Source organism: Pseudomonas sp. SWRI18 (genome assembly GCF_014268345.1).
In the GTDB taxonomy this organism is placed as follows: Bacteria; Pseudomonadota; Gammaproteobacteria; order Pseudomonadales; family Pseudomonadaceae; genus Aquipseudomonas; species Aquipseudomonas cedrina.
On record NZ_JACCQQ010000007.1, the window covers coordinates 41,268 to 53,774 of the forward strand.

The following is a 12,507-nucleotide window of genomic DNA, read 5'->3' on the forward strand; positions in this document are numbered from 1 at the left end:
TGCAGAATGCTTAGTAAGAGACGTTTGGGCAACTATTATCTGTATGGATGTACAGCAATTTGTGTGAGCACCGCAAAAACAAAATGTGGGAGCGGGCTTGCCCGCGATAGCGGTGGTTCAGTCGATGTTGTAATGACTGACCCATCGCTATCGCGGGCAAGCCCGCTCCCACAGGGGATCTCCAATAATCCAGGAAGGATCAGTTGTTATCGATATCCACATGCCGCGTTTCTTTGAGGCAAATCATCCCCACCACCAGGCTGACCCCAGTCACCATCACCGGATACCACAGGCCGTAGAAGATATCGCCGGTGTACACCACCAAAGCAAAGGACACGGTCGGCAGGAACCCGCCGAACCAGCCGTTACCGATGTGGTAGGGCAGGGACATCGAGGTGTAGCGGATACGCGTCGGGAACAGCTCCACCATCAGCGCGGCCAGCGGGCCGTAGCACATGGCGGCAATCAGGATCAGCGCCACGATCAGTACCACCACCATGACCTTGTTGACCTGGGCCGCATCCGCCGAAGAAGGGTAACCGGCCAGGGTCACTGCGCCGCGCAGGGCCGCTTCGTCGAATCCGTCGATACGCACTCCACCCACGCTGACCTGCACCGGGCTGCCGGCAGGTGCCGCGGCGCTGCTGTAGGGCAGGCCTTGCTTGACCAGGAAGGTCTTGACCTTGTCGCAGGGGCTGTCAAAACGCGCCTTGCCCACCGGGTCGAACTGGAAGGTGCAGGTAGCCGGGTCGGCGAGTACCGTAATCGGTGCCTGGCGGCTGGCCTGGTCCATGGCCGGGTTGGTGTAGTGCGCCAGGCTCTTGAAGATCGGGAAGTACAGCACGGTCGCCAGCAGCAGGCCGAACATCAACACCGGCTTGCGTCCCACCTTGTCCGACAGCCAGCCAAAGAAAATGAAGAACGGCGCGCCAATCACTACGCTGATGATCAGCAACACGTTGGCCAGGGCCGGGTCCATCTTCAGGAACTGGGTGAGGAAGAACAGCACATAGAACTGCGCCGCATAGAACGTCACCGCTTGCCCGCCGTTGATGCTGAACAGCGCGATCAGCACCACCTTGAGGTTTTCCCATTTACCAAAGGAATCGCGGATCGGTGCTTTGCTCGCTTTGCCTTCCTCTTTCATCTTCAGGAATGCCGGCGACTCGTGCAGGCTCAGACGTATCCAGGTGGAAATGCCCAGCAACACGATGGAAAACAGGAACGGAATGCGCCAGCCCCACACCTCGAACTGATCACCGGTGAAGTAACGGCAGGCCAGCACCACCAGCAACGACAACAGCAGGCCGAGGGTCGCGGTGGATTGAATCCAGCTTGTATGCAAGCCGCGCTTGCCGGCCGGCGCATGCTCGGCCACATAGGTTGCCGCGCCGCCATATTCGCCGCCCAAGGCGAGGCCTTGCAGCATGCGCAGCACGATCAGGATGATCGGCGCCGCAATGCCGATACTGGCATAGGTCGGCAACAGCCCGACGCAGAAGGTCGCAACGCCCATCAGAATGATGGTGACCAGGAAGGTGTATTTACGCCCGATCATGTCGCCCAATCGGCCAAACACCAACGCCCCGAATGGCCGCACCACAAAGCCGGCCGCAAAGGCCATCAGCGCGAAGATGAACGCCGTGGTGTCGTTGACGCCGGCAAAGAACTGCTTGCTGATCACCGCCGCCAGCGCGCCGTAGAGAAAAAAGTCATACCACTCGAACACCGTCCCGAGGGACGAGGCGAAGATGACTTTTTTCGAGTCGTTGCGGATGCTGGCGGTGTTGACCGCCGAGCCCAAGGGTTGAGCATGTTCTGACATCGGGTAGCCCTCACAGTGATTATTTATTGTTGTTCCACTGTCGGCGCCAACCGTGGCGCCGCTATTTCTACATCGCCCTCTGTAGGAGCGAGCTTGCTCGCGAAAATCATCAACGATTACGCGGGAAACCTGAGTGAATGCGCTGCCTTTGCGTTTTTCGCGAGCAAGCTCGCTCCTACAGTAGGCGGCGAAAGGATCAGCTGCGCGGCCTTTTCCGCGATCATCAGCGTCGGTGAACAGGTATTGCCGGAGGTGATGCGCGGCATGATCGACGCATCGGCAATACGCAATCCAGGCACGCCATGCACGCGCAGTTGGGCGTCGACCACCGCGTCTTTGTCACTGCCCATGCGGCAGGTGCCGACTGGATGGAAGATCGTCGTACCGATGCGTGCGGCGGCTTCATGCAGCTCGTCTTCGGTCTGCAGCGAATCGCCCGGCAGATACTCAACGGGTTTGAACTGGCTCAGGGCCGGCGCGGCGACGATGCGGCGCGTCAGGCGGATCGCATCGGCGGCCACCCGCAGATCTTCCGGATGGCTGAGGTAGTTCGGGCGGATCAGTGGCGCATCCGCCGGGTTGGCCGAGCGAATGTCGATACGCCCGCGGCTTTGCGGGCGCAGGTCGCAGACCGAGGCGGTAAACGCCGGGAACGCGTGCAGCGGTTCGCCAAAACGCTCAAGCGACAGCGGCTGTACATGGTATTCAAGGTTGGCCGAAGTCTGTTCCGGACCCGATCGGGCAAACGCGCCGAGCTGGCTGGGCGCCATCGACAGCGGGCCGCTGCGGTCATACAGGTAGCGCAGGCCCATGCCCATCTTGCCCCACAGGGTGCCGGCGATCTGGTTGAGGGTGCGCGCGTTTTCCAGCTTGTAGATCAGGCGCAATTGCAGGTGGTCCTGCAGGTTGCCGCCGACGCCTGGCAGTTCATGCAGTACGTCGATGCCCAAGGGTTTGAGCACGCTGGAAGGGCCGATGCCCGAGCGCTGCAAAATGCCCGGCGAACCCACGGCGCCGGCGCACAGCACGATTTCCTTGCGAGCCTTCCAGCTCAGTTGCTGGCCATGCTGGTGCCCGATCACTTGCGAGGCGCGGCCGTTTTCCAGCAGCACGCGGTCCACTTCGACTTCGGTCAGCACCGTGAGATTGGCACGCTGACGCACCGGTTTGAGAAACGCCTTGGCCGCATTCCAGCGCACGCCGGCCTTCTGGTTGACCTGAAAGTAGCCGCAACCTTCGTTGTCGCCCCGGTTGAAATCGTTGATGGAGGCGATGCCGCTCTGCGCTGCGGCATCGCGGAACGCATCGAGGATCGGCCAGTGCAGGCGTTGTTGCTCGACCCGCCATTCGCCGCCGTCGCTATGGAATTCAGAGCCGCCGGCAAAATGGTTTTCGCTGTGCTTGAACAGGGGTAGCACGTCTTTCCACGCCCAGCCGGGGTTGCCTTCGGCCGCCCAGCCGTCGTAGTCCTGGGCCTGGCCGCGCATGTAGATCATGCCGTTGATGGACGAGCAGCCGCCCAGCACCTTGCCTCGCGGATAACTCAGCGCACGGCCTTGCAGGCCTTCCTGGGCTTCGGTCTTGAAGCACCAGTCGGTGCGCGGGTTTCCGATGCAGAACAGGTAGCCGACGGGGATATGGATCCAGGGGTAATTGTCGCGGCCGCCGGCTTCGAGCAGCAGCACGCGATGAGCGGGGTTGGCGGACAGTCGATTGGCCAGCAGGCAGCCCGCGGGGCCGGCGCCTACAACGATGTAATCGTATTCAGCAGTTGCAATGGGCATCTGAGGGGCTCGCTTGTTTTTCTTATTGGCTCCATCCTAGTTGTTAGTTTTCGTCTTAAAAATGTTAGTTTTTACCCAGCTGCTGTGCGTTTTTAGACAGCGCGGCCCAGGCCATGCAATGGAGGCACCATGTTCGACTGGAACGACCTGCGGTATTTTCTCGAGTTGCAGCGCAGTGGCCGCCTGCTCACCGCCGCGCAACGCCTGAAAACCACCCACGCCACCGTGGCCCGGCATATCGAGGCCATCGAGAAAAGCCTCGGCACCGCACTGTTCGTCCAGCATGCCCAGGGCTATGAACTGACCCCTGCCGGCGAAGCCCTGCTCAAGCACGCCGAAGCCATGGAAAACGTCGCTTTGCTGGCCGAAGACGAACTGACCCACAGCGCCGCACCCTTGGGCAAGATTCGCCTGGGCGTGGCCGAAGGGTTGGGCGTGATGTTCCTGGCCGGGCGCATGGGCGGGCTGTTCGAACGCTACCCCGGGCTGGAAGTGGAACTGGTGGCCGTGCCGCGCTTTGTCAGCATCCTCAACCGCGAAGCGGAAATCAGCATCCACCTCGAACGGCCAAGCGTCGATCAATTGGTCACGCGCAAGCTCACCGACTACCGCCTGGCCCTCTATGCCAGCCGGGCTTACCTGGATCGCCACCCACCGATTGAAAAACGCGAAGACCTCGCCGCGCACGCATGGATCGATTACGTGGACGACCTGCTGTTCAGCCAGGAGCTCAAATTCCTCAGCAGCTTTTGCCGCAACCCCAAGGTGGTGTTCCACAGCACCAGCGTGATCGCCCAGCACCAGGCGGCACGCTCCGGGTTGGGCATTGCGGTGCTGCCATGCTTTATGGCGGCAGGCGATCCCGCCCTGGTGCCGTTGTTGCCGGAGGAAGGGATTGAGCGCAGCTACTGGATCAGCTCGCGCCGGGAGCTGCACAAGTCGGTGCGGTTGCGGGTGTTGTGGGATTACGTGGTGGAACTGTGTGCGCGGGAGCAGGGGTTGTTGCTAGGCGAATCGAGCTGACTGAAACCGAATCAAAATTGTGGGAGCTGGCTTGCCTGCGATAGCGGTGGGTCAGAACCGAACAGGAAAGCTGACCCACCCCTATCGCAGCATAGGTATCTACACATCTTTGTAGTGAGCGGGCTTGGCGAATCGTCGCACCGCCCGCGCTGGGCTGCGAAGCGGCCCCAAACCAGGCGGCTCGGTTCCCTCTGGAACTCGGCGGTGTCATCATTGGGGCCGCTTCGCAGCCCAGCGCGGGGCAAGCCCGCTCACTACAGGGAGATTCGCCAGCCTACGAAAATTGTGTAGATACCTATGCCTATCGCAGGCAAGCCAGCTCCCACATTGGGATTGTGGCGTTGCTTGCATCGAGTCAGGCTCGCAGTTCGAATTCGGCGCTGCCCAAACACTCCCCGTTCACCAACACCTCTACCACATGCCTGCCCGGATAATGCCGGCGCGTCGTCAATTCGCGGATATGCTGCTCGCGCCGGAGGCTGTGATGCTCGCCCGCGCCGAGCGTGAACGCCTTGAGCTTGAAGACTTTGGCGGCGCTATGGCCGGCGCTTTTTACATAGTGGATCGCATAATCCACCACCAGTTTCTGTGGGGCGGCGGCGGTGGACTCGAGCGAGAACGACAGGTTTATCCGTTCCCCCAGGCTGATCACCGCCGGTGTCACGCTTAGCTGATGAAGCGTCACCTCGGCCCTGGCCCCGGCGCCCATGATCGTCAGCGCGCGGCTGTTGCCTTGCTTGATCAGGCTACGCAGTGCATGGCGGGCGATCCAGGCCGTGTGAGGGTGCTCCAGGTTCCAGCTCTCGATCAGGCTGAGCACCCAGTCCGGGTGGTCCTTGGTGATGTCGTTGAGGTGGTTGGCCACGGACTTGCGCACATACAGGCTGTGGTCGGCCTTGAGATTGTCCAGGATCGCGGCGCACAGCTCAGGGTTGGCCTGCACCTGAGCCAGGCGGAACGACCAGGGCAAGCGCGGTCGCGAGCCTTCGCTGGCGAGGCGGCGCACGTGTTCGTTAGCGTCCAGCGACCATGCCTGCATCACCGCCAGGGTGCGCTGCAAGTCCAGCAGCAAAAACGGGCGGATGGCAAATTCGGCGGAGCCGAAAGGGGTGAAGTATTTGAGCGCGGCCATGGATCGCTCGAAATCGTCGCGCCCGTAACTCGCGACGAAGTGCGGCAGGAACAGGCTGACAAACGCGCTGTTCAGGCGGGGTGCCAGCGCATAAAGCAGCTTGAGGGTTTGCGCGTAATCCAGCGGTATCACCGCATGCAGGCTCTCGCTGACCCGTGCCATGCGCTGCATTACCGACAGCTCGGCCAGCCCGGCCTTGGCGTGCTGCAGGAAACCCTTGGCGTCGAACGCCGGGTACACCGCCGTCATCTCGTCGGCGATATGGTGCAGGCGTTCGACGTTGAAGATTTCCTTGAGGGCCGGAGCGCTTTGGTCAGTCATCGTGATTCCATAGGGGGTGTCAGAGAAACCAGCGATATTCCCGCGCATGGATCTCTTGCTGGAAGGCCAGGTGGTCCTGGCGTTTGTTCTCGCAGTACACGTCGACAAATTCAGCGCCCAGCTTATCGCGCAACACCGGCTGATGCTGCATGGCGCGTACGGCGTCGAGCATTTCCAAGGGGAAGTCGGTGCCGCTGGTGCTGTCTTCATTCAGCGGCGCGATGGGGTCGCGCTTGGCTTGCAGGCCATGTTCCAGGCCAACCAGGATGGCGGCCAGCACCAGGTACGGATTGGCGTCGGCACTGGCCAGGCGGTGTTCGATGCGCAGGTTGCGCGGGTCGGACTCGGGGATGCGCACGCAGGCGTCGCGGTCTTCAAAGCCCCAGCTGGCGCGGGTCGCCGCATTCACTGTAGCGCCCAGGCGGCGGAAAGCGTTGTGGTTGGGCGAGAAGATCGGCATGCAATGGGGCAGCAATTCCAGGCAACCGGCCACCGCATGGCGCAGCGCCTGTTGCTGGTGGGCCGCCAGCAGGTTGTTGCCCGCGCCGTCGTACAGGCTCACATGCACATGCATGCCGCTGCCGGGGTGTTGCAGGTAGGGCTTGGCCATGAAACTGGCGCGGTAGCCATGTTTGAGCGCCACGCCGCGAGTGCTGCGACAGAACAGCGCTGCCCAGTCGGCGGCGCGCAGGCCATCGCTGTCGTGGCCGAAGTTGATCTCGAACTGGCCGGGGCCGATTTCGGCGGTGATCACCGTGATATCGATGCCTTGGTCCTTGGCGGTACGGGCCATGTCATCGAGCACTTCGCTGAAGCGTGACAGCCGTTCGATATGCAGGTTGGGTTGATCGTCCGCATCACCGCTCAGTGGGTCGCGGGCGAATTGCGGCTGGCCGTTATCGAGTTTTTTGTCGAACAGATAGAACTCCAGCTCGAACGCCACCACCGGGTGGATGCCCTTGTGCTGCAAGCGTTCCAGCACCTTGGCCAGCACTTCGCGGGGCTCGAATTCGATGGGGGTTTCGGTTCCATCCGAGGTGATCAGCATCTGCCCCAATGGCTGGGATTCCCAGCTCACCGGCTTGAGCGTGCCCGGCACCAGCCGACGGTTGGCGTCCGGGTCACCGTCGTTGAAGCAATAGTCGCCAATCTTGAACAAACCACCCTGGGCGCCCAGTAGCACGGCGTTTTGCGGCAGTTTCAACGGGCTGCCGGCGGCGACCTTTTCCAGCATGTCGATCGGATAGCGCTTGCCGTAGAAATGCCCGGGAATGTCCAGGGCGATCAGGTCGACATAGCGCACCTCGGGATGGAGCTGGCGGAAGGTGCGGACTTCGGCCAGTAGCGAGGCACAAGGGTTTTTCACGGGGGTTGCTCCTAGTTGTAGACCCACAGCACGCGGGTGGGCAGGTCAGTCAGGTTGGCGTAGCGGCAATGGGCGAAGCTGGCCAGGTGGAAGCTGTCGCCAGGGCCGAGGGTGACGGCGTCGGTTTCACCCTCCACCCACAGCGTCAACTCGCCCTCCAGCACGAAACCCGCCTGCTCGGCGCGGTCGCTCATGGTGTGCTCGCCGCTGTTGGCTCCGGGGGCCAACAGGCTGTCGAGCATCGAAAAGGCACCGTTCATGCTCGGCGAGACGAGAATGTCGGTGATGCCATTGGCGTAATACACCGTGCGTCGCTCGTCGGGGCGGGTGACCCAGTCCACTGCCTTGGGTTTGGGCAAACTGTAGAAATAAGTGGTGGGCACGTCGAGGGCGTGGCTGATGGCGGTCAGGTCGGCCACGGTTGGCTGCGACAGGCCGCGCTCCACCTGGGACAAAAAACCCACCGAACGCTCGATTTTTTGCGCGAGTTGAGCGAGGGTGAGTTTCTTGTGTTTGCGCAGGTCGTGGATCAGCGTGGCGAGGGCGGCGAGTTCTTCTGTAGGTGTCATGAAATTAATATCTAAAAATTTCATGAAAAAATACAGCATTAATTTCACGCCTGCAATCAATCGGGCCACGAAGGCCGCTCGCCGCTCACCGGCACGTCAAGGGCGGAAGATAAACGGGATGACCGTCGCGCCTTCGCCGTGTTGCAGACCGCCTATCAAGGGTACCAATTGGCCGTCCCGGCGGGCGTGATGGGCCAGCGCCCGCACGTTAGCCGACTGTCGCTGCAGATTGAAAGCTGTCGGGGAGTGCGGGTTGTAGTGACGGGTAAGCACATGGTCGGAATTCGTTCGGATGATTGTCAGCCAATACACGGTTGGGCGCCCTTCGCGTCGAACCAGCAGCTCGCTGGGGTAACGTGTGTCCACCACGTGATAGTGGCTGTCGCCCAGCAATGCTCGCATCAGGTTTCGGGCAGTCGCGGCGTTGGGCATCACCGCGGCGTTGGCCGTCAAGGTTATGGGCATACGGTCCGTACGGAACCTTAAGAGGTTGAACTGTGCCGATGGCTCCAGTGGCCAGGCACGTTGGTCTGGCGTTTGCGGCAGGCGGGAGAGCAGCGCCAGCGGATCGGCCGCCAAGGTCAAGGGCGAGCCTCCCGGTGCCGCGGCTGCGCGGCCCGACCAACTTGTCCAGTCGTGCAGCGTGCGAAGCAGCCTGGCATAGCCGCCCGCATTGAGCCCTGTGGGGTTGCTGCGGTTGAACAGCACGGCGGCGAGGCGAGTCAGCGAGTGTGGGGTAAAGCTGGGGAATATGTGACTCAGCTGGCGTGCAACGGGGGCGCGGAACGGCAGCTGCGCGCCGATGAGCCAGCGTTCCAATGAAACGTTGTATTCCACGATCCTGGGTTGATCGTGGAAATAGCGGTGCAGGAGGTCTTCGAACTGCACAAACGTCGAGCAGGGGCGGTCGTTCGGTACGATAACGGCTCTGGCTCCGGCTACGGCCGAGGACTCGCTCCCCGGCAGCGTCGCATAATAGCGGCCCTCCATCTGGATGTATTCGACCGACGCCTGGCCCGGCGGCGCGTCACGCCTGCGCCAGATTCCCGGGCGTCCCGCCACGGCTTCCATCACAGCGGCGTCGAAGCTTTGCCCCCAATCGACAAAACGCTCCTCGGGCGGGCGTGGAGGTCGCGGGGCAGGCAATAGGTCGGGTTCGGTCGGCGCGCGGCTGGGCCCCGGAACAGGCTCTATGGCCGATGGCTGCGAACCGGGCAGGTCCCGCCCCTCCAGCCGTAACCTGAAACGCTGCGGTGTCACCATGAGGTACTGTGAAAATTCATCGAGCCGGGTTGGCGACCTCCGCAGATGCTGGACCAGCGCCGTTTGCAGTTCCAGCTCACGGTGCCGGGGAAACACGAACGAATCCAATACCCGCCTGGCCTGCTCCACATCCAGGTAAGGGTAGAGGTCCATCAGCGCTCTTTGCGGCTCGGTCGCAAAGGGCGCGCCGCCGCGCAAGCCCAGGTGCGGGGAGCGGATCTCCCACAGGCCTTGCGGGTTGCGATAGAGTGGCTGGCCTTTATAGGCGCTGGGTGCACGCCTGGGGTCCTTGAGTCGCCACACCTGGACGTCGCTGTCGCGGGCGATTGAATACCAGCGGCCGTGTTCCTCGAGAAAGTGCTGGGGCGCCTGGTAGATGCCCGCGTCCACCACGTCCCGCACGTAAATGTCCTGCGCCTCCCAACCTTGCAGGCGCTTGACGTCTGTGGGCGGTTTTTTCAGTGCCATCTTGGGGTCAAGGCGTGGGCGCGCGCTTATCGGGGTACGCGGGCGAGCCGACCCTGCGCCGGCCACGGCGCCATCCAGCACCGCCCCCACCAACTCGCCCAACGCGCGCACGATGTAGTGCGCCGCGCTTGCACGGTCGCCGAGCTGGGCCGCTTCCACCGCATTGATCACCGACAGGCTGCTCCTGGCCAGGCCGATGGGCAGCATGACCTTCACCGGGAAAAACGCCGTGGCAAGGTCCAGGCCTGCGGTTATCAGCGTGGTGGCGCTTTCGTAGTCCGCTTCATGGGTGCTGGTTGACTGCGCATTCGCATCGTTGATTACCGCCGACGCTTCGGTCTGGTAGGCCTCTTCAAGGATGTTGTCGGCGATGCGGGTCAGGGCGATGACCGGATCGTTGGCGCCGTCTTTGAGCAGACCGCGAATTCTGCGTTGCGCAGTCAATGTCACGCGGCCTGCCAGATAGTCCTGCCAGGCGCTGTGGTTGATGAAGTTGCGGTGCATGGCCGAGGCGTCGGGATACTCGTGGAACAGGCGCCCGTTCGGGCTTTTGGGGGTGTAGACCACCCGCGAGGCGACCGCCTGCGATGCGGTTGAAAACACCAGCACGCCGCGCACGCGTTCACCGCGCAGCTTCAATGCACTGACCACGACCCGGTGCCCTTCGACGCGAGCACGTTTGTCATCATCCGTCGGCCCGGCGAGCACACTCATCACCCAATTGAACCCGCGGTCCAGTCGGTCCGCCAGGAAGTCGCCGGCGATTTTCGCCTCCACGGCATCAACCCGCAGTTGCAGCGCCATGACCTCCATGTAGCGTTGCTGCTCAGCCTGGGCCGATGGCGAGGTGATCAGGCGTGCCTTGAGGAATTGCTCGTAGCTGTCGCCGATATTGAGGGTGCGCACCAGGTCTTTGACTTGCGCGACCGTCAACGCGGTAAAGGGCGCCTGTGCTTTATCGGTCAACCGTGAAAAGTTAGTGAAGTTAAGGTCCAGCCACTCGATATTTTCCAGGGCCAGTTCAGTCAGCGTCAGTTGGCGGGTAGTGAACAGCGGCGTGCCCGGGGTCGAAGGGTGAGGTTTGCCACCGGCCACGTAGCCGCCGATCAGCCGGGGGGCATAGGTTTTGGTGTGGATGAGGATGTCATCCGGGTCAACCGTCAGGCCGTGCTCGGCCTCAAGCACCCGGCGCAGTTGTTCATTGCTGTACGCCAATAAGGTCGCCGGGTCGCTGTACTGCGACAGCGATGGCAGGGCCTCTGGTCCGGACAGCCTCAGCAAGTGCTCGGCGTAAGCCTGTACAGCCTGCTCCCATTGCAGTTTGTCGTCCGGGGTCGCGGCCTTGAGAAAGTGCTGGAGCTGCCGGCGGGCCTTTTTCCGTTGCCGGGCGGCCAGCCAGCCGGCGGCGTCGAACGCGGGCGTGATAGTGGTGGTTCGGTCAAGGCTCTCGGGCAATTGAGTGATGTCCACGTCACTCGCGTGCCGCTGGTAATGGGCGACCGTCCAGCTGAAGTTCTCATCGACCCGGGTGCGTAGCGAATCGATGGCGTCGCTGAAAATCGACGTCAGCCGTTCGGTATAGCGAAATTGCCCGCTGAGGTTCTGCTGCTGGTGAAACGCCAAGCCGGAGGCACGGTCGTTCTCGTTCATCAGCGCCAGGAGGTCTGAAAATTCGAGGGGGCTGTTCAAGCGTCGGTGCAGTTCCAGGTCCAGGCTGGCCATCGAGTCAAACCCTTCAAACCCGCTGGCCGGCAGGAATAAAAGCACCGGGCCGACATTGGCCTGGGGTGTCACGTCTCGGGCCGCTGGGGCTTGTACCTCGCCTTGTGGGCGCACCTGTGGCGTTTCGTGATCGCGGGACGTGATCACGAAGGCGCCGTACAGCGGGATATCACTGGACAAATTGTCCCTGACCGCGATTGCGTAGGCGCAGGGCTTGTCGCCTTTGAGTGCCTGGCGGGAAAGCGCATCCGGCGTGCGCGCGACCTGCATCAGCAACAGCTCGCCTGCGCCCTCGACGACGCCGTCGACCTTGAGCAGTTCAATCTCGGCCTTCATCAGCTCAAGACGTTTTTCGCCCAGCCACTGCTGGCACGTGCGGATATCGGCATCCTCGGCGGGGCCGTTCCAGAACGCGGCCTGGTGTGCCTTGAAGCGGGTCGCCAGGTCGCCGGCCAGAGTATTGAGAAAGGCGTCGAGCGCCGCTGGGGTCAAGCCCAGGTCAGGGGCGCTGTCTTCGCCGCTGGAACTGAGGTGAAACGTGGTGGTGCGGCCGGCATAGTTGGCCGGCGTCTGGGTGACAATGCGTCTAACCACAGCATCCATCAGGGTCGGCAGCAAAGGCTGTACATCCAGGACCGTATCCTCGGTGTCGTCCGATGAAGCCTGGGCAGGTTTGTCCGACGGATCGACCGGGCTCGCCGCGTCGATACGCAGGTAGGTCTTGGTCATGGTTAGCGGCGTGGGTAACGCCGCGAAGGTTTGATTGAAGGCGTCCTGTACGCACTGAGTAAAGGTCGGTTGTTGTTCCAGAACCTCCAGTATCTGGGTGTTCAGCCTGTGGATTTTTTCTGTCAGGCGGCTCGCCAGCGAGGTGTCGCGAGCGTTCAGCGCAGTGATCAGGGGGTCAGGGGGGAGCAAGGTGCTGTAGCGCATGAAGATGGCCTGGAAAGCGAAGTGAATGGCCATGTTGCCGCGCGTTTGATCAAGCCATGCACTACACAGGTAGTGCGTCGTTTACTGCGCCTGTTGCTTGG

The 12,507-nt window shown here is 62.2% G+C and carries 7 protein-coding genes; 1 reads left to right on the forward strand and 6 read right to left on the reverse strand.

All coding sequences use genetic code 11. From position 1 onward, the window contains the following. Window positions 1–199 precede the first annotated feature (199 nt). A complete protein-coding gene (locus H0Z09_RS10205; RefSeq protein ID WP_238340220.1) occupies window positions 200–1,825 on the reverse strand; it encodes an MFS transporter in 1,626 nt (541 codons plus the stop codon). A gap of 116 nt (window positions 1,826–1,941) precedes the next feature. Continuing rightward, a complete protein-coding gene (locus H0Z09_RS10210; protein WP_186690179.1) occupies window positions 1,942–3,609 on the reverse strand; it encodes a GMC family oxidoreductase N-terminal domain-containing protein in 1,668 nt (555 codons plus the stop codon). Window positions 3,610–3,738: 129 nt separating this feature from the next. On the opposite strand from H0Z09_RS10210, the gene H0Z09_RS10215 reads away from it, so the two are divergent. Further along, a complete protein-coding gene (locus H0Z09_RS10215; protein ID WP_186690181.1) occupies window positions 3,739–4,632 on the forward strand; it encodes a LysR family transcriptional regulator in 894 nt (297 codons plus the stop codon). Window positions 4,633–4,987: 355 nt separating this feature from the next. Here H0Z09_RS10215 and H0Z09_RS10220 read toward each other — a convergent pair whose 3' ends face one another. The 4 genes from H0Z09_RS10220 to H0Z09_RS10235 form a co-directional block, all read right to left on the reverse strand. Further along, window positions 4,988–6,085: a DNA alkylation repair protein gene (locus tag H0Z09_RS10220; protein WP_186690183.1), complete on the reverse strand. Its 1,098-nt coding sequence runs from the start codon at window positions 6,083–6,085 to the stop codon at window positions 4,988–4,990. A gap of 19 nt (window positions 6,086–6,104) precedes the next feature. Further along, the gene (locus tag H0Z09_RS10225) at window positions 6,105–7,451 is read right to left on the reverse strand and encodes a glutamine synthetase (RefSeq protein WP_186690185.1); all 1,347 of its coding nucleotides are present in this window, start codon (window positions 7,449–7,451) and stop codon (window positions 6,105–6,107) included. Window positions 7,452–7,462: 11 nt separating this feature from the next. Then, window positions 7,463–8,020, reverse strand: a complete 558-nt coding sequence (locus tag H0Z09_RS10230) for a cupin domain-containing protein (protein WP_186690187.1) — start codon at window positions 8,018–8,020, stop codon at window positions 7,463–7,465. Window positions 8,021–8,116: 96 nt separating this feature from the next. Continuing rightward, window positions 8,117–12,439, reverse strand: a complete 4,323-nt coding sequence (locus tag H0Z09_RS10235; protein WP_186690188.1) for a DUF6543 domain-containing protein — start codon at window positions 12,437–12,439, stop codon at window positions 8,117–8,119. Between the last annotated feature and the right edge of the window lie 68 nt (window positions 12,440–12,507).